Genomic DNA, 18,881 nt, shown 5'->3' with positions numbered 1-18,881 from the left:
CAAGAACCCGCACATTCATGTGCGGGGAATAAAAGTGCATTTCCTTCCCCGTTTCTCATAGCCGGTAGCCAATGAGCCTGCATCCGAATATCCAAGCTGTCACCGACCGTATCCGCAAGCGCAGCGCTCCCTCGCGCGCGGCGTATCTGGCCGGTATCGATGCCGCCCTGCGTGAGGGCCCGTTCCGTAGCCGGTTGAGCTGCGGCAATCTTGCGCATGGCTTCGCTGCGTCCGAGCCGACCGATAAATCGCGTCTGCGCGGTGCGGCCACGCCGAATCTGGGCATCATCACTGCCTACAACGACATGCTGTCGGCGCATCAGCCGTTCGAGCATTACCCGCAGCTGATCCGCGAAACCGCGCGCTCACTTGGCGCCACTGCGCAGGTGGCCGGCGGCGTGCCGGCGATGTGTGACGGCGTGACCCAGGGCCGCGCCGGCATGGAGCTGTCGCTGTTCTCGCGCGACAACATCGCTCAGGCTGCGGCCATTGGCCTGAGCCATGACATGTTCGACAGCGTGGTGTACCTGGGGGTGTGCGACAAGATCGTGCCGGGTCTGCTGATCGGTGCGCTGGCGTTTGGCCATTTGCCGGCGATCTTCATGCCGGCTGGTCCGATGACCCCGGGCATCCCGAACAAGCAGAAAGCCGAAGTCCGCGAACGCTACGCCGCTGGCGAAGCCACCCGCGCCGAATTGCTGGAGGCCGAATCCTCGTCTTATCACTCGCCCGGCACCTGCACCTTTTACGGCACGGCGAACTCCAACCAGGTGTTGCTCGAAGCGATGGGCGTGCAGTTGCCCGGCGCCTCGTTCGTCAATCCGGAGCTGCCGCTGCGCGATGCACTGACCCGCGTAGGCACCGCACGCGCATTGGCGATCTCCGCGCTGGGCGATGACTTCCGCCCGTTCGGTCGTTTGATCGACGAGCGGGCCATCGTCAATGCCGTGGTCGCGCTGATGGCGACCGGCGGTTCGACCAACCACACCATCCACTGGATCGCAGTGGCGCGTGCGGCCGGCATCGTGTTGACCTGGGACGACATGGATCTGATCTCGCAGACCGTGCCGCTGTTGACACGCATCTACCCGAACGGCGAAGCCGACGTGAACCGCTTCCAGGCCGCGGGCGGCACGGCGTTCGTGTTCCGCGAATTGATGGACGCCGGCTACATGCACGACGACCTGCCGACCATCGTCGAAGGCGGCATGCGCGCGTACGTCAACGAACCGCGTCTGCAGGACGGCAAGGTGACCTACGTGCCCGGCACCGCGACCACTGCCGACGACAGCGTCGCGCGTCCGGTCAGCGATGCATTCGAATCACAAGGCGGCCTGCGCCTGCTGCGCGGCAACCTCGGCCGCTCGTTGATCAAGCTGTCGGCGGTCAAGCCGCAGCACCGCAGCATCCAAGCGCCAGCGGTGGTGATCGACACCCCGCAAGTGCTCAACAAACTGCATGCGGCGGGCGTACTGCCACACGATTTCGTGGTGGTGCTGCGCTATCAGGGCCCACGCGCCAACGGCATGCCGGAGCTGCATTCGATGGCGCCACTGCTGGGCCTGCTGCAGAACCAGGGCCGGCGCGTGGCGTTAGTCACCGACGGCCGTCTGTCCGGCGCCTCGGGCAAGTTCCCGGCTGCGATCCACATGACCCCGGAAGCCGCACGCGGCGGCCCGATCGGGCGCGTGCGCGAAGGCGACATCGTGCGACTGGACGGCGAAGCCGGCACCTTGGAAGTGCTGGTTTCGGCCGAAGAATGGGCATCGCGCGAGGTCGCACCGAACACTGCGTTGGCCGGCAACGACCTGGGCCGCAACCTGTTCGCCATCAACCGCCAGGTGGTTGGCCCGGCCGACCAGGGCGCGATTTCCATTTCCTGCGGCCCGACCCATCCGGACGGTGCGCTGTGGAGCTACGACGCCGAGTACGAACTCGGTGCCGATGCAGCTGCAGCCGCCGCGCCGCACGAGTCCAAGGACGCCTGATTCCTTCCCTCTCTGCGGCCGCCCCGGCGGTCGCCGTCACCCGGAGTTGCAATGACGATTGCCCAGACCCAGAACACCGCCGAACAGCTGCTGCGCGACGCCGGCATCCTGCCGGTGGTTACCGTGGACACGCTGGACCAGGCGCGCCGCGTCGCCGATGCGCTGCTCGAAGGCGGCCTGCCTGCGATCGAGCTGACCCTGCGCACGCCGGTCGCGATTGATGCGCTGGCGATGCTCAAGCGCGAGCTGCCCAACATCGTGATCGGCGCCGGCACCGTGCTGAGCGAATTGCAGCTGCGTCAGTCGGTGGATGCCGGTGCAGACTTCCTGGTCACCCCGGGCACGCCCGCACCACTGGCACGCCTGCTGGCCGACGCGCCGATTCCCGCGGTACCTGGCGCGGCCACCCCGACCGAGTTGCTGACCCTGATGGGCCTCGGCTTCCGCGTGTGCAAGCTGTTCCCGGCCACCGCCGTCGGCGGTCTGCAGATGCTCAAGGGCCTGGCCGGTCCGCTGTCCGAACTCAAGCTCTGCCCCACCGGCGGCATCAGCGAGACCAACGCGGCCGAGTTCCTGGCGCAGCCGAACGTGTTGTGCATCGGCGGTTCGTGGATGGTGCCCAAGGATTGGCTGGCACAGGGCCAGTGGGACAAGGTCAAGGAAGGCTCTGCCAAGGCGGCTGCGATCGTGCGGCAGGTGCGTGCGGGTTGATTTGCTGGGCGCCATATCCGGCGGGTTGATCGTTGGATGAGTTTGAATCTGCACGTCGATACAGATGTGCGGGTTCGCTAGGGACGGCATCGGAGATCGAGTAATCCTGCATGACGGCGAACACTGCAGTGTTCGCTCGTAGGCCGGAGAAAAAAACTGTCCAAGCATCCTTGGGCACGCAGCTTTTCTGCTTGAGGCCATGGCGATGGCATACCGATCTGCTCGAAGCAACGGCGACGACATACCGGGGCGGCAGCGTGGCCGGGGATCGGCGGAAAGCGGCACACGGATGCCGCGACGGCGCGTCAGACAGGATGTCTGTCGAGCCAAAGAGCGGCTCCTCGGCCGCGCTGTCGCCCCTTAACGGAGCCGCTGATTGGAGGTCAGGTGCTTTGGTCGTCGTACGAGCCGAAGGAAGGAACCGTACCCTCACCCCAACCCCTCTCCCGAGGGGGAGAGGGGCGCAACCCGCCTTACCTCGTTCACGATTCCAACGCAGCGCTTGACGGCACCGCCTTCGGCACACCACGCGCACGTTTTACCAGCGCAGCAGCACCGCTGCTCATGTCGTCGAGGATCGCGTAGATCGTCGGCAGGAACAGCAGGCTCACTACCGTGGAAAACGCCAGCCCGCCTGCGATGGCGCGTGCCATCGGGAAGTACGGCGGGCCGTCGCTGAACATCGTGGTGCTGGTGAGCGAGATCGGCACCATTGCCAGGATCGCGGTACCCATCGTCATCATGATCGGGCGCAAACGTTCGCGTGAGCCTTCGACCAACGCCTGCGTGCGCCCCATGCCGCGGCGGCGCAGATTGTTGATGTGCTCGATCATCACGATGCCGTTGTTCACCACCACGCCCATCAGCACCAGGATGCCGATGAAGGACATGATGCCGAACGAGGTGCCGGTGATCCAGAACAGCCAGAACACCCCGAAGATCGAAAACAGCACCCCGCTCATGATCGCCGCCGGGAACAGCAGAGATTCGAACACCGCCGCCATCACCACGTAAATCATCACCAGTGCGATCACCAGGTTGAACACCATCTGGTTCATTGCCTCGCCGTCGTTTTGGTAGTCGCCGCCGTCGAAGGTGTAGCTGCAACCGGCCGGGAAACGCATCGCCTTGAGTGGTGACTCCATCGCCGCGCGCGCCTCCGGCACAGTGACCTTCTCGGCGAGATTGGCTTTGATCGTCAGCGTGGTCTGCCGATTGGTGCGCCCGATTTGCGTGGCGGCCGGACGGATCTGCACCTTCACCAGACTCAGCAACGGCACGCTGCGGCCATCCTTGGTACGCACGCTGAAGCTGGCCAGGTCTTCCGGCTTGCTCTGCTCGGCACCCGCGAACCGCACCCACACCGGCACCTCGTTGTCGCCGCGGCGGAACTCGCGCAGCGGCGTACCGCGCAAGGCCAACCCTACGAAGCTGGCCACCTGCTCCGCACTGAACCCGAAGGCAGCTGCGCGCTCGCGATCGACGCGAATCGCCAGCTCGCTGGTGCGGTCGCCCGTGTCCACGTGCACGTCGCGCAGCTCTTTGCGCTGCGCCAGCAATGGAATCACATCGTCGGCCAGCGCTTTCAGTGCGTCGGTCGAATCGCCGACCAATTGCACCTGCACGCCTTGATTGCCATTACCGCCATCGCCCTGATTGCCGATGCTGTAATCGGCGCGCGCGGAACGCGGCAGTTCCTCGCGGATTTTTTCCAGCAGCGGCGGCAGATCCTTGACCTTGCTCGCATCGAAGGTCACCACCGTATTGCTGCCTTCCACCTCACTGAACCACGAATAGATCTGCGTGATGTGGTACTTGGCGCGATTGGCTTCCAGATAGTTCTCGACACGGCCGATCTCTTCGCCCAGCTGCTCGCGCGTGTACGAGCCTTTCCACTGATACTGGATAAAGGCCTCGTTGCCACCATCGCCGCCGAACATGTCGATCTTGGTCAGCTTCATCGGCACCAGGCTGATTGCGCTGACCAGGATGATGCCGGCCACGCTCCAGCCGCGGTGGGCCAACGTCCACGCCAGCACCTTGGCGTAACGGCGCTGCAGCCGCGCGATCACGCCGCGCTCGGACGTCACCATCGGCGGCGTTTTCATGCGTGCCGACAACATCGGAATCAGGCTGATCGCCACCAACCACGACGCCAGCAACGACACCGAAATGGCGATCGCAATCTGCGCCATGAAAATGCTGATGTTGTTGGTTTCGCCGAACAGGTTCGGCACAAACACGATGCAATGGCACAAGGTGCCGGCGCTGAGCGCGATCGCCACGCTGCGTGTCCCTAGCAGCGCCGCAAGCTGCGGCTGATCAGGCATGCGCTCGCGTTCCTGGTAAATGCTCTCTACCACCACCACCGCGTTATCCACCAGCATGCCGACCGCCAGCAGCAGCCCCATCATGGTCAGAATATTGAGCGTGACCCCCACGAAATACATGAAGCCCAAGGTGATGGCGAAACAGATCGGGATGGCCAACGTGACCATCAACGTCGATGGCCAATGCCGCAGGAAGAAGAACAACACCGTGATCGACAACAACAGACCCACCGCGCCAGCTTCGGCCAGTTCTGCCAGCGACGAGGTCACCGCCTTGCCTTGGTTGTCGATCACCTTGACCTGCACATCGCGCATCGATGGCTGGGCACGGATGTCTTCAACCTCTTTCAACGCCGCTTTGGAGACTTCCACCAGATTGGCGCTGCGCTCCTTGTAGACATCCAGACCGATCGCCGGTCGCCCATCCAGGCGCCGCCCGTAATTCATGCGCGTCGGCTTGAGCCGCACCTCGGCAATGTCGCCCAACCGCACGCCTTTGGCATTGAGCACCAACTCGCGCAATTCCTGCAGGTCGCGCAGTTCGCCAATCGGCTGCACCCGGATACGCTGGCCGTTGTCGTCGATCTGGCCCGCAGAGACGGAGAAATTGAGCTTGCCCAAACGCTCGCTCAAGTCATTGAGGCTGAGGTCGTGCGCGGTGAGCCGGTCCGGTGCGATCGCGATCTCGACTTCGTTCGGCGGCGCACCGGAAATCTCTACCTTAGCCACGCCGGGGATGCGTTCGATGCGCCGCTTGAACTCGCGGTCGAGCATGTCGTATGCGCCGGTTAGATCGGTCTGGCTCGCCAGGCGCACCTTGAGTACCGGCTCGTCGCTGCTGGACCATTTGAAGACATGGAAACGCTGCAGATCCTCCGGAAAATCGTCGCGTACGGCATCCAGTCGCTCGCGTGCATCGGATGCGGCAATGGCGATGTCGCGGTCCCAGTCGGAGAACTCGATGAAGATATTCGCGCCGTCGGCAGTGGCGGTCGAGCGCATGCGTTTGATGCCGGTCATCGTTGCCAGCGCTTCTTCGGCCGGCCGCACCAGGTTGCGTTCCACCTCGTCCGGCGTGGAGCCGGTGTACGGCAATTGCACGAACAGGAACGGCGCGGAAATATCCGGCAGCGCCTCCAACGGCAGCCGGAACGCGGCGATCAAGCCCACCACCACCAGCGACACGAAGCACATGATGGTGGTGACCGGGCGATGGATGCTGAAGGCGGCAACGCTCATAGCGCCCCCAGTCCGTCGGCATTGCTCGCCGCCTGTGCACGCTGCCCGGCCATGCGCCGGCCGCGCTCCAGGTAGTACGCATCGGCGCGACGATCCAGCAGGTCGTACACCACCGGGATCACCAGCAGGGTCAGCAAGGTCGAGACCAGCAAGCCTCCGATCACTGTAATCGCCATCGGTGCACGCACTTCCGCGCCCTCGCCCATCGCCACCGCCAGCGGCAGAAAGCCGAACAGGGTGCACAAGGTGGTCATGATGATCGGCCGCAGGCGCGAGCGTGCGCCCTCAATCAATGCCTCGCGCTTGGGCACGCCGTCTTCGCGCAGCTGGTTGACCTTGTCGATCAGGATGATCGCGTTCTTGGTCACCAGGCCCACCAGCAAAATCAGGCCGATAAATACCACCACCGAGATTGGTTTTCCGGTCATCAGCAGGGCCAACACCGCACCCACCATCGCCAGCGGAATGGTGAACAGGATGACGAACGGATGCAGCAGCGATTCGAACTGCGAAGCCATCACCAGATAGACCAGGAAGATCGCCAGCCCGAACGCGAATAGCAGCGACTTCACCGATTGCGCCAGTTCCTCGCCCTGCCCGCCGATATGCATGCCCACGCCGGCAGCGAGCGGGTCCTCGCGCACCATCGTCTCCACTTCGCGCACCGCGCCGCCCAGATCGATGTCCTTCAGGCTGGCCGACACGATCGCCACACGGGTCTGATCAGCACGATGGATCTCGCTCGGCCCCGTCGTCGCCAGTACCTCGGCAACCGCAGCCAAACGCACCGGCCGGCTGCTGCCCGGGTTAACGATCAACTGACGGATCGCATCGACACTGGCGCGGTCGCTGTGCTGCGCACGCACCAGCACATCGATCTTGCGATCACGGAAGCTGTAACGCGTGGCCACATCGCCGCGCACCTTCTTGACGATGACATCGGCGATCTGCCGTGTGGTCAGCCCCAGCGCACCGGCACGCTCCTGATCGAAACGGATCTGGATCTCCGGGAAGCCTTCTTCCACCGTCGATTTGACGTCGGCGTAGTGGCCGTTGGCACGCAGCATGGCCGCCAACTTCTGCCCGGCGCGTTCCAGCTCGCCCAGATCCTGCCCGCGCAGTTCCACTTCCAGCGGCGTCGAAAAACTAAACAATGCCGGTCGCGCGAAATCCACCTGCGCGCCCGGATGCGCGACCATGCTGCTGCGCAGCCGCTCGGTCGCTGCCGCTTCCACTGCCGGGCTTCCGCCACCGGCCATCGCTACGGTGAGCTTGCCGATGTTCTCGCCGCTCTCGGTGGGGTTGGCATCCAGCCGCGTGCCGCTGCCGCTGACGCCGTACAGCGACGCGATGCCCGGGTCCTTGTCGTGCGCCAGCTGCAGTTCACGTACCACTGCATCGGTCTGCGCCAGCGGCGTGCCGGAAGGCAGTTTGACGGTCATTTCGAAGCGATCCTGCGCAAGCTGCGGAATCAGATCCGCACCCAACATCGGCACCAGAAAAAAAGTTCCGATAAACGCCGCTGCCGCCAGTCCCAGCACCAATCCAGGACGCCGCAGCGCCGCTGGCAACATCGCCAGGTAGCCACGCTCGGCGCGAGCATACGGTGCCATCGCCAGGTCGCTGGCCTTGCGCATCACCGGCCCCACCACCCGCGCGATGCCACGCCACACCTTCACCATCGCCCACGCCGCACCGAAGAATGCGTAGCGCACGCTCTCACCTGCACCGCGCCGCCCGGCCGCCACCGGCTTGAGCCAACGCTGCTCGGGACGCCAATCCGGATGGCTCGGCTCGTCCGGGAACGCCATCGGTGGCGCACCCTTGAGCGAGCTCAGCATCGGGATCAGGGTCATCGATACCACCAGCGAGATCGCAATCGCAATCGCCACCGTCAATGCCTGGTCGCGGAACAACTGCCCGGCGATGCCTTCGACGAACACTAGCGGCAGGAACACCGCAATCGTGGTCAACGTGGAGGCCATCACCGCCATGCTCACTTCACGGGTGCCGGCAATCGCCGCATCCAACACGCTCAAGCCCCGCTCGCGCGCCTTGGCGATGCTTTCCAGCACCACGATCGAATCGTCCACCACCAAGCCGGTGGCCAATGCCAACCCGCCCAGCGACATCACGTTAAGGCTCAGTCCCAGCTGGCCCATGAAGAAAAACGTAGTGATGATCGACACCGGCAACGACAGGCTGATCACGAACGTGCTCCAGCCATCGCGCAGGAACAGGAAGATGATCAGGATCGCCAGCACGCCGCCGATCACCGCATCTTTTTTGACATCGCTGATCGCATGTTCGATGAAGTGCGATCGGTCTTCGATGGTGGTGATTTCCACATCGCCCGGCACCGTCGCCTTGAGTTGCTCCAGGCGCTTGCGCAGCGCCGCCGCGGTGGACACGGTGTTGGCATCGCCTTCCTTGTAGATCGCCAGTTCCACCGCTTCCTTGCCGCCCAGGCGGATGATGGCCTCGCGCTCCTTGTAGCCTTGGCGCACCTGCGCCACGTCTTTCAGCCGCACCGGCATGCCGCCGGCGATGCTGCTACTGGACGACGAGGACGTGCTTTGCACTTCGGCCGCTGCCGCCAACGCCGCCTGCGAGCCAGTGGACGCCGCAATGGCATACATCTGCTGCATCGCCGCTTCCGCAGCGCTGCCGCTGCTGCTCTGCGTGGTCACCAGCATGTTGCGGATCTCGTCCAGATCCACGAACTGATTGACCGTGCGCACCAAATAGCGCTGCGAGCCTTCTTCCAGACGGCCGCCAGAGATATTGACGTTCTCTTCCTTGAGCCGGGTGATCACGTTGTCGATCGGCAGGTTGAGCTGGGCCAGCTTCTGCTGATCGATATCGACCTGGATCTCGTCTTCCAGTCCGCCACCCACCTTCACCGCCGCCACGCCGGCCACCGGTTCAAGCTTCTTTTTCAGGTCTTCGTCGGCATAACGACGCAAGCCGGTGAGTTGGCGGATCGCATCGGTATCAGAAGCCGGAGCCTGCTTGGGTGACAACGCCAGCCGCATGATCGGCTCGGTGGAGGGATTGAAGCGCAGCAGCACCGGCGGCTTGGTTTCCAGCGGCAGCGACAAGGCTTCCATCTTGTCGCGCACCTCCAGGCTGGCCTGGTCCATGTTGGTTCCCCAGGCGAACTCCAGCACCACGTCGCTCTGACCGGTGCGCGAGATCGACTTGAGCTTGCGCAGGTTCTTGACCACACCGACGGCTTCTTCCACCGGCTCGGTCACCAGCGTTTCGATTTCTGCCGGTGCCGCACCGGTGTATTCGGTGCGCACGGTGAGCGTGGGGTAGCTCAGATCCGGGAGCAGATTGACCTTGAGGCTGCGCAGCGCGATCAGGCCGAACAGCAGCATGGTCACGGTGATCATGGCGATGGTCACCCGCCGCCGCGTGGCGAAGGCCACCAGGCCGCCACCACCGTCAGGCAGTGGCGCGTGCGGATCATGCACGGGTCCGTGCGGCTTGCCGTGGTCGCTCATGCGTGCGTCTCGTCGTGCGCGTGCGCAGCAGCCTTGGTCGCGACCGGCTTGCGATCAGGCTGACCGATCACTTGCACAGCAGTGCCATCGCGCAGCGCCACCTTGCCGGCCGTTACCACCTGATCGCCTTCCTTCAGACCCTGACGCACTTCCAGCCACGGGCCTTCGGCATAGCCCAGCTTCACCGGTACCCGGCTGGCCTTGCCATTGCGCACCACGAACACCGCCGGCTCGCCATCGTCCAACAATGCCAGGCGCGGGATCACCAAGGCATCCTTGCGCTGGTCGTAATCGATGCGGATGCGCCCAAACATGCCGGGCTGCAGCGCTTCGGCACCCTTCCCGAACGCGCACACCACACGAAATGTACCGCTGCCCGAATCCACCACCGGCGCAATGCGATCCACCTTGCCGACGAATTGCTGACCCGGCAGCGCATCGGCCAGCAGAGTCACCGGCTGGCCGGATTTAAGCGTGGCCAGTTCGCGCTCGGGCACATTGAGCGTGGCTTCTAACTGCGAATCGTCGACGATGCGGAAGATCGGTGTGTTGATCTGCACGAAGTTGCCGGTCTTGATCGAGCGCGATGCGATCACGCCAGAAATCGGCGCCTGCACCGTGGTGTACGAGAGCTCCAGCGACGCAAGCCGATGCTGCGCACGGCTGTTTTCGACATCGAATTTGAGCTGGTCTACATCTGCGGCGCTGACCAACTGCTGGCCCACCAATTGCGTGGCGCGGCGATAGCTATTTTCCAGCTTGCGCAGTTGCGCTTCGCTCTGCGCCACCGCCAGATGCGCGCGATCCGGATCCAGCCGCACCAGTGCCTGGCCTGCCGAGACCTTCTGCCCTTCTTCCACCATCACCGACAATGCAACCCCCGAGGTCTTGGCCACCACCTGCGCCTCGGCGCGCGGCTCCAGCGCGGCGGTGCCGGTGTAACTGGCGGCCACCGCGCGGCGCGCGGCCTTGGCAATTTCCACCGGCACCGCATCCACCGCCTTCTTTTCCTCGGCGGCCTTGGCATCGCCCTCCCCTGCCTTGCAACCGCCCAGCAGCAGGCTCGTGGTGAGCAACAATGCGGCGGCGCAGGTTCCGCTGCGGCCCGGCAAAACGGAGAGTGGCGACATCGTCGTGTCCTAGTGGATGCGTGAACAGGTGTTGTAGGCAAGTAGACCACCCAAATGCACATGCCGCCAATGCGCCAAAGGTCATGGTCCGTTCAAGTTGGCCTATTCACCCGGTTTGCGCCGCGCCAAATCGCAGGCATACTCGGTCCGGTCCCGTCACGCCCCCACGTGCGGACGCTCAATCAGTCTTCCGGATACGAAACCATGCGCCCGCAGCCGCTCGCCGCTTGTCTCGCTCTGGTCGTCTTCCTGCCGTTCGGGGGCGCATCAGCAACACCGTCAGTCACACCTGTAACTCCTGCCACGCCGGCGCCCGCTGCCGTGGCGGCGACACCCGCCGCCGCGCCGCCGACCGGCAATCCGTCAAATGGACGCCTGCTGGCCTACACCTGCCAGGGCTGCCACGGCGTCACCGGCTATAAGAACGCGTATCCCAGTTATCGCGTGCCCAAGATCGGCGGCCAGACCAGCCAGTATTTGACCCAGGCACTGACCGAATATCGTCAGGGCAAGCGCAAACATCCGACCATGCAGGCACAGGCGCAAAGCTTCTCCGAGCAGGACATCGCCGACATCTCCGCCTACCTGTCCACCCTCAAATAAGCGCCCACATGCCGAACGCCCTAAACGCTCCGCGTCTAGCCATCGCTCTGGTCGCTGCCCTGATGATGGCGGCCTGTTCCCAATCCCAGGTCGAATCCACCGACCATTCCGCTGGCGATGCCGGCCACGCCAGCGGTGAGCACGGCTCCGGCTCTTCGGCAGGCCTGCCCACCGGCCGCGCCGAAGCCGGCGACAAACTCGCGCATGCCAAGGGCAAGGCCACCGGCCAAAGTTGCGTGGACTGCCACGGTGCCGACGGTAATGCGCCGATCGATCCCAGCTACCCTAAACTGGGCGGCCAATATGGCGACTACCTGGCGCATGCGCTGCAGGCGTACCGCAGCGGCGACCGTCAGCATCCGTTGATGACGGCGCAGGCCACTGCGCTGAGCGATCAGGATATCGCCGACCTGGCCGCGTATTTCGGCGCACGCCAGACGCAGTTACGCGATCTGCACGGCGTCAACTGAGCCCATCGCGCACGCCGCCCGGTCTTATTCGGAATGAAAAAGCGCTTGCGCGCACATTAACAGGCCGCTATCATTTCGTTCTCAGTTTCGTGGGGCCATAGCTCAGCTGGGAGAGCGCCTGCATGGCATGCAGGAGGTCGGCGGTTCGATCCCGCCTGGCTCCACCACTCCAGACATTAGGCCGTCTGGAATGGACAACGAGGTTTTGATACGCGTCCCCATCGTCTAGAGGCCTAGGACACCACCCTTTCACGGTGGACACCGGGGTTCGAATCCCCGTGGGGACGCCAATCATCTGAAAGCCCTGGCACTGCCGGGGCTTTTTTTTGCGTGTTTTGGTGGCGTAATCGACTGCGGCGCAGCGTCGGGCGCGCCCGCATGCATGCATGCGCGTGACGCGATAGATAGAGAGTTAAATCTCCTTGCTTGGATGGCACAGCGCCTTGGTGCAATATCGGCTCGCCGGCACGTGTGCGAGCCATCGCTTTCACTCTGCCAACCGACCTCTCCATTCAAGCGCGACGACTTCGCCACATCACTCAAACGCACAAGCATTCACTCGCCGGCGTTTTCGCGTCTAAGGTTTCTTCCAGCGCATTGCCGCTGCTGCGTTGACGTCATCATTGCGAATGATCGCGCCGCCAGAAAGGCAACGTGCGCGATGGCGATGCTGCACGCATGCAGTGAATGGCAGCGAGCACAGAACGCGACATCCATCGGCGTTCGCAAACAAGATGCATCGGACGCCACCCGCTGCGCTGCACGGCAAACAGCTGGCGGCGCGCTACATTAATAGATGTCGAAACAAACGCGCACTCACGTTGAAGCCCATGTGTCGATCACACCATGACCGCAATCCGCTGCGCAAAGGACACTGAGAAACTACGGTTGATCTAGACGCACTGCGGGGGCGCTGCCCTGCGGTTCGATCTTCGCACTCCACGGGTACGGCCTTGCAGCTCGCCTGACAGATGACATCGCTTGCTCAGTACAACTTTTGCATAGACCACTTCCCATGACGTAAAGATATCGCTATGATTGCCGGCTCGCAGCAACGCGGGGCCATAGCTCAGCTGGGAGAGCGCCTGCATGGCATGCAGGAGGTCGGCGGTTCGATCCCGCCTGGCTCCACCATTTCAGACATTAGGCCGTCTGAAAATGGACAACGAGGTTTTGATACGCGTCCCCATCGTCTAGAGGCCTAGGACACCACCCTTTCACGGTGGACACCGGGGTTCGAATCCCCGTGGGGACGCCAATCATCTGAAAGCCCCGGCACTGCCGGGGCTTTTTTTTGCCTGTGCTTGGCCTGGGCATCAGGCGGATATGCGGCGATTGCGAGATCAGACCAGTCGCACATAGCCGCGACCCATTGTTGCGGCTCGTCTGCAATAACGCCGCTACAGCCACACGCGTTCGCACCGTCGGCGCGATATCAGCTAATTCCCACTCGATACGCACAACTGCGACTCCAACCCCACCACCAACCATCGCGCTGCATCAAAGCTCTGCTCGATTTGTACGCCGACTGAGTGGCGTACCGCACGCAACGCTTCAGACCTGCCCGCTATCCAGTGCCTTGCGGCCTTCGTGGGTCAGATCGATGTCGCCATCTTCGGCCTGCGTGGCATAGCCGGCGCGTACCGCCCAATTCCCCTCTTCGTCGGCCACCGGCTTGGTGTCGTGGATGTCACGCAGGATGCGCAGCTGTTGCGAAGAATCAAAGTCCATGGAGGCCACCTACTCGAAAGAGACGTCCAAGGTACGCGCGCAGCGTGATGGTTGCGTGCCTGCAACGTCATCCATTGACTGTGCACTGCATCGCACGTGTGCACAGAAGCAGTTGTGTTCCTGATGCACTTGCGCGGCAATGGAGGAACTCGGTACACAAGCATTCGCATCCTGCAGACAGGTTCGCTAGGCGCTGCATTCCTGACGACCACGAGTGCATACCACGATCTGCACTCTGCCCTTATCCAAAAGACTGACGGTCTTCAGCGTCGCGGATTGCATCGCGCTAATCGCGGCCTGCATCTGCCAAAACGATACACAGCAAAAAGCCCCGCCAGATTTCTCCAGAGGGGCTTTCGCTGATACTGCAACAACTTGGTGCCGAAGGTGGGACTCGAACCCACACGCTTTTAATGGCGGCGGATTTTGAGTCCGCTGCGTCTACCGATTCCGCCACTTCGGCATGGCCACGCAGTATAGCGACTTGTTGGTGAAACGAACAGTGTCAGTTCGCGCCTGACGAATTCAGGTGCAAGCGGGGTCTGCAGCGCTGGGGGGAAGCAGTCTCGATATACTGGCGAACTTGGTGAAGGAGTAAGCAATGTCGGTGTTGCGTGGAGTTCGGGTACTCGTGGTCGAAAACGATGACATGAATGCCATGCTGCTCGACCTGCAGCTTGTCCAGGCGGGTGCCATCGTCATGGGGCCGGTCGGCGAAGTGCACGATGCCTTGCAGCTGATCAGCGCCGACGCTCCGGACATCGCAGTGCTGGACTATCGCCTGGGCAACGGCGAAACCAGCGAACCGGTTGCACGCCTGTTGTCCGAGCGCGGTATCCCGTTCGTGCTGGCGACTGGCGTTGCCACAGGCAGCATTCCGAGCGGTTTCGAGCGCGGGGTCGTTCTGACCAAGCCTTACCTGTCCGAAGAACTGGTTGGCGCATTGTCCAGGGCGCGCGAGTTGAGTGGCGCCAATGGCTGAGCTGCGCGACCTGCTGCGACGCTAGCCCGCTAATGTACGAGTGCCTGGGCCGGCGGCATGCCACCTCTTTACCACCCTACCCTCGCGCCTACAGCGTGCTTGATGGCCTGCGCAGCAAGCCGCTTGGCTGAATCGTGGCCTCCTCGACGCCGCCGTTGCCGTCCCGGTTGCTACTAGAATCTGGCATCGAAGAATGTCGGGCGGGTCGTTGGATGGATATCGCCGTGTCGCCGTTGGCCGGCTTGCTGCCGGAGACGAGCGAAACTGCAGCATTGCTGACCGCATCCGCGCACGCTGCGGACGCCCTGCTGCGCGAAAGCCCCGCACTGCGCACAGCGGTGTCGGTCTGCTTGCATGCGCAAGCTCCGATGCTGTTGGTATGGGGCTCCGACGCTCGCTGCATCTACAACGACGCCTGCATTGCAGTGCTTGGGCCGCGCCATCCGGCGGCGTTCGGGCAGCCGCTTGCGGCGCTGACGAACGCAGTCGGTGGCGATGGCGATGGCGATGGCGATGGCGATGGCGATGGCGATGGCGATGGCGATGGCGAGCAAGTGACCACAACAACCCTGGATCTGGCGACCTGGTCATGCAGCCCGGTGCTGCAAGCCGGCGAGCGGTTGGGTGCCTTGTACGTCGGCGTTGCGGCTTCAACTACTGACGTCAGCGAACAACGCCACAGCGACTGTCGCGACAGCTTTTTATTGATGCTGGAGGACGCGCTACAGCACGTATCCGATCCGCGACAGATCATCGACACCAGCGTGCGCTTGCTCGGTGAACACCTGCACGCGAACCGTTGCGCGTTCGGCCTGGCAGCCGCCGATGGCAGCACCATGCATGTGATCAGCGACCATGTGCAGGACATGCCGAGCCTGCAAGGTGACTTCCCCTTGGAAGTGGCGCAGGGCCTGCGCGATGCGTTGCTGCAAAATCGTCCCTGGTTCACCACCGATGCCATGGCACCGGGCGCACCGGACTATGTGGCCGAGCAGTACCGACGCTCCGGCTTGCGTGCCTCGCTGGCCATTCCATTGCACAAACACGGCCGCCTGGTGGCAGCGATCGGCGTGCATCAGCGCGCACCGCGGCAGTGGCTGTCAACCGAGATCGAACTGGTGCGGTTGGTGGCGGCACGCTGCTGGGAGTCAATGCAACGGGCCATGGCGCAGCAGCAACTGGCCGCGAACGAAGCGCGCCTGCGTCGCCTCGCCAACACGCTGCCGCAGATTATCTTCATTGCCGATCCAGACGGGCGACCGCACTACTTCAACCAACGCTGGTACGAGTACACCGGCCTGTATCCTTCTAACAGCGAAGATGCCACGTGGCACCGCGCGCACACTGCCGACGGCCTACGCCTGTCCGCGCAGGCCTGGACACTGGCGTTGAGCGGCGAACGCGCATTCGAGGTGGAATGCGAACTGCTGCGTCACGATGGGCAGTCGCGCTGGCACCTGGCGCGCGCCCTGCCGGTGCGCGGCGACGATGGCAGCATCAGCGAGTGGATCGGCACCTATACCGATATCCATGACCGGCGCGCGTTCGAACAGCAATTGCGCGAGAGTGAGGTGCGCTTCCGTGCGCTCTGCGAAACCGTGCCGGCAATGATTTGGATGTCCGACGCGCAAGGGGATTGCGTGTACTGGAATCCACGCTGGTACGACTTCACCGGACAGGGCGAAGATCAGGCGCTGGACCAGGGCTGGTGGGATGTGATGCATCCCGACGACGCGGCCCGCGTGCGATATGCCTTCGAACAGGCACTCAATCAACGCGGCGAATTCCTCGCCGAATACCGCGTGCGCCGCCACGATGGGCAATACCGTTGGTGTATCGATACCGCATCGCCGCACTTCGCCAGCGATGGACGCTTTCTCGGGCACATCGGCTCGCTCACCGATATTTCCGAACGCAAACATATCGAAGATGCCACTGCATCGGACCGGGCAATCCTGAGTTTGATCACCACCGGCGCGCCATTGCCGGTGGTGCTGGACGCGATTGCGTTGAGCGTGGAGGCGCGCGGCGAAATCCCGCTGTACTGCTCGGTGATGGTACGCGATGAGATCAGCCACACCTTGAGCTTCGGCTCGGCAGCCCATTTTCCAATCGAATACCGCGGGCACTTCGAACCATCGCCGATCGGTCCGGATGGGCCGCCCTGCGCGCGTTCGGCACATCTGGGCCGTCAGGTGATCTGTGCGGACATCCAGGCTGATGCCAGCTTCGCCAGCCATCATGCGATCTCGGCGGCGATGGGCATCGCAGCGTGTTGCGTCACTCCGATCCTGGCCAGCAACGGGCAGGTGCTGGGCACGCTCAACATTTATTACGACCGCCCGCACCTGCCTTCGTTACGCGAACAAGCAATGGCGCGCTCGGCCTCGCATCTGGCCGGCATCGTGATCGAACGCACCCGCGTGGATGCCAAGCTCAAGTTGTCGTTGCAGGCAGAAACCGCCGCACGCGGCCAAGCCGAGCATGCCAGCCGGGTCAAGGACGAATTCCTGGCCACGCTTAGCCACGAGTTGCGCACGCCGCTCAATGCGATTCTGGGTTGGTCGCGGTTGATGCAATCCGACGTGGCGGAATCTGCCAATCTGGGCCGGGGTCTGGTGATCATCGAGCGCAGTGCGCGTGCGCAGAAGCAGATCATCGACGACCTGCTGGACATGAGCGCGATCATGTCCGGCAAGATCCGCCTGCAGGCTGAGCATTTCGACATCGCCGGGCTGGTGCGCAGCACGCTGGAACTGATGCAGCCGACCGCGTTAGCACGCGGAATTGCGCTGGAACTGGACGCGCCTTGCGATGGCGAATTGTGGTTCTTCGGCGATGCCGGGCGACTGCAGCAGGTGCTCACCAATCTGCTCAGCAATGCGCTCAAGTTCACCCCGACCGGCGGCACCGTGCGAGTGGCGATGGACATCGAAGACGAGCGCCTGCGCCTGTGCGTACAGGACACCGGCATCGGCATTGCGGCCGAGTTTCTGCCGCATGTCTTCGACCGTTTTCGGCAGGCCGATGCCGGCACGACACGCCGTGTCGGCGGCCTAGGATTGGGCTTGTCGATCTCACGTCAGTTGGTGGATCTGCATGGCGGCAGCCTGGGTGCATCGAGCGCGGGCGAAGGCCAGGGCGCGCTGTTCACCATCGTGTTGCCGTTCCGGAACGGGGTCAGCGACTTGCGCCCTGCGTCGGCAGACACCGCACACGCGGGCACGTTGCCGGACGACTGCCGTCACCGTCTGGCTGGCGTGCGCCTGTTGCTGGTCGACGACGATCAGGATTCGCGCGAAGCAGTGATGCAGTTCCTGATGCTGGCCGGCGCGCAGGTGCAGGCTGCCGGCTCGGTGGATGCGGCTGAGCAGTGTTTGGCAAATGCGCACTTCGATGTCTTGGTAAGCGATATCGCAATGCCATTGCGCGATGGTTACGACCTGATCCGCACGGTACGTTCGGGCAGCGCCGATCTACCGCGGCACATTCCGGCCATCGCACTCACCGCGTATGTCCGCGAAGAAGACCGCGACCGCGCGGTGGTGGCCGGCTTCGACGCGCACATGGGTAAGCCAGTGGAACCGCCCGGCCTGGTCGATCTGATCGAACGTTTGATCTTGCCGACGCGTGCGGCGCGGGATGCGGTGGAATAGCGCCGCAGCGTGCTTGGTCGATGACTTGGTCACCGATCGGCACATTGAGGATGCTTGCCTGCATCGATGGCTTTTACTTACTACAGGGCTGAGATGGTGGAACGCTCAGTGAGTCTAGGGCGTGATGCCCCCGCCACTTGCGGAAAATGCTGAGCAAATTACTTGTCACTGATCGGCGAAATCGACGAAGCCTAGCTGCACCGCGTGTGCGCTTCCGATAGCGCTCAGAGAGCGAAAAGCTTGACTGCTCGAGCGTGCGGTGCTCTCGCCGCTTGCGGGACACACCGCGAACCCGTGGGGCCTCAATGGTGGTATCCATGCCGCAAGCGGCAAGGACACCGCACCAGAGACTGTCTTGGTAGCTTAAAAGGCTAGCTTGTCATGCGGAGAGATATGATACGCCCAGGGTTCCGTAGACACTCAAGACCCTCGTTGCGCGTAGCGCCGTTCAAACTCTACAGGCGACAGGTCGCCGGTTGAACCATGACGGCGTTGTGGGTTGTAGAACATCTCGATGTAGTCGAACACCTCC

11 protein-coding genes and 5 tRNA genes are annotated in these 18,881 nt (G+C 63.3%); 10 read left to right on the top strand and 6 right to left on the bottom strand.

Annotated elements, in window-relative coordinates; translation table 11 throughout:
* The first annotated feature begins 71 nt into the window (after positions 1-71).
* Positions 72-1,988, top strand: a complete 1,917-nt coding sequence (gene edd / locus NX05_RS18750) for a phosphogluconate dehydratase (RefSeq protein ID WP_039434905.1) — start codon at positions 72-74, stop codon at positions 1,986-1,988.
* Between the two features lie 51 nt (positions 1,989-2,039).
* Complete coding sequence (locus NX05_RS18745; protein WP_039434902.1) at positions 2,040-2,699, top strand: bifunctional 4-hydroxy-2-oxoglutarate aldolase/2-dehydro-3-deoxy-phosphogluconate aldolase; 660 nt, start codon at positions 2,040-2,042, stop codon at positions 2,697-2,699.
* Positions 2,700-3,181: 482 nt separating this feature from the next.
* Here the strand turns inward: NX05_RS18745 and NX05_RS18740 are convergent, their stop codons facing one another.
* Genes NX05_RS18740 through NX05_RS18730 form a run of 3 tightly spaced genes read right to left on the bottom strand, consistent with a single transcriptional unit; the run spans position 3,182 to position 10,907 of the window.
* Positions 3,182-6,268 (bottom strand): efflux RND transporter permease subunit, encoded by a 3,087-nt coding sequence (locus NX05_RS18740; RefSeq protein ID WP_039434899.1) that lies wholly within the window; start codon positions 6,266-6,268, stop codon positions 3,182-3,184.
* Positions 6,265-9,777 (bottom strand): efflux RND transporter permease subunit, encoded by a 3,513-nt coding sequence (locus NX05_RS18735; RefSeq protein ID WP_039434897.1) that lies wholly within the window; start codon positions 9,775-9,777, stop codon positions 6,265-6,267. The genes NX05_RS18740 and NX05_RS18735 overlap by 4 nt, the downstream gene beginning before the upstream one ends.
* The gene (locus NX05_RS18730; protein WP_039434894.1) at positions 9,774-10,907 is read right to left on the bottom strand and encodes an efflux RND transporter periplasmic adaptor subunit; all 1,134 of its coding nucleotides are present in this window, start codon (positions 10,905-10,907) and stop codon (positions 9,774-9,776) included. The genes NX05_RS18735 and NX05_RS18730 overlap by 4 nt, the downstream gene beginning before the upstream one ends.
* A gap of 204 nt (positions 10,908-11,111) precedes the next feature.
* On the opposite strand from NX05_RS18730, the gene NX05_RS18725 reads away from it, so the two are divergent.
* The 6 genes from NX05_RS18725 (at position 11,112) to NX05_RS18700 (ending at position 13,238) form a co-directional block, all read left to right on the top strand.
* Entirely contained in the window at positions 11,112-11,510 is a 399-nt protein-coding gene (locus NX05_RS18725) for a c-type cytochrome (protein ID WP_033009810.1), read from the top strand.
* Positions 11,511-11,518: 8 nt separating this feature from the next.
* Positions 11,519-11,980, top strand: a complete 462-nt coding sequence (locus NX05_RS18720; RefSeq protein ID WP_010373262.1) for a c-type cytochrome — start codon at positions 11,519-11,521, stop codon at positions 11,978-11,980.
* A gap of 91 nt (positions 11,981-12,071) precedes the next feature.
* Positions 12,072-12,147 (top strand) — tRNA-Ala (locus NX05_RS18715).
* Positions 12,148-12,194: 47 nt separating this feature from the next.
* A tRNA-Glu gene (locus NX05_RS18710) sits at positions 12,195-12,270 on the top strand.
* 768 nt (positions 12,271-13,038) lie between these two features.
* Positions 13,039-13,114 (top strand) — tRNA-Ala (locus tag NX05_RS18705).
* Positions 13,115-13,162: 48 nt separating this feature from the next.
* Positions 13,163-13,238 (top strand) — tRNA-Glu (locus NX05_RS18700).
* Positions 13,239-13,534: 296 nt separating this feature from the next.
* On the opposite strand, the gene NX05_RS24505 is transcribed toward NX05_RS18700, so the two are convergent.
* Together NX05_RS24505 and NX05_RS18695 are read right to left on the bottom strand one after the other, a co-directional pair.
* Positions 13,535-13,711 (bottom strand): hypothetical protein, encoded by a 177-nt coding sequence (locus NX05_RS24505; protein ID WP_010373260.1) that lies wholly within the window; start codon positions 13,709-13,711, stop codon positions 13,535-13,537.
* A gap of 376 nt (positions 13,712-14,087) precedes the next feature.
* Positions 14,088-14,174, bottom strand: a tRNA-Leu gene (locus NX05_RS18695).
* A gap of 138 nt (positions 14,175-14,312) precedes the next feature.
* Between NX05_RS18695 and NX05_RS18690 the strand changes: the two genes are divergently transcribed.
* Both NX05_RS18690 and NX05_RS18685 read left to right on the top strand, forming a co-directional pair.
* Entirely contained in the window at positions 14,313-14,693 is a 381-nt protein-coding gene (locus NX05_RS18690; RefSeq protein WP_039434890.1) for a response regulator, read from the top strand.
* A gap of 212 nt (positions 14,694-14,905) precedes the next feature.
* Positions 14,906-18,349, top strand: coding sequence for a hybrid sensor histidine kinase/response regulator (locus NX05_RS18685; RefSeq protein ID WP_053012882.1), 3,444 nt, complete (start codon positions 14,906-14,908; stop codon positions 18,347-18,349).
* 420 nt (positions 18,350-18,769) lie between these two features.
* On the opposite strand, the gene NX05_RS18680 is transcribed toward NX05_RS18685, so the two are convergent.
* Positions 18,770-18,881 (bottom strand): IS3 family transposase (locus NX05_RS18680; RefSeq protein WP_131830002.1); only part of this gene is annotated, 112 nt, incomplete at its 5' end.

Source organism: Xanthomonas vasicola, assembly GCF_000772705.2.
GTDB lineage: Bacteria > Pseudomonadota > Gammaproteobacteria > Xanthomonadales > Xanthomonadaceae > Xanthomonas > Xanthomonas vasicola.
This window is presented reverse-complemented; position numbering and strand designations above follow the sequence as displayed.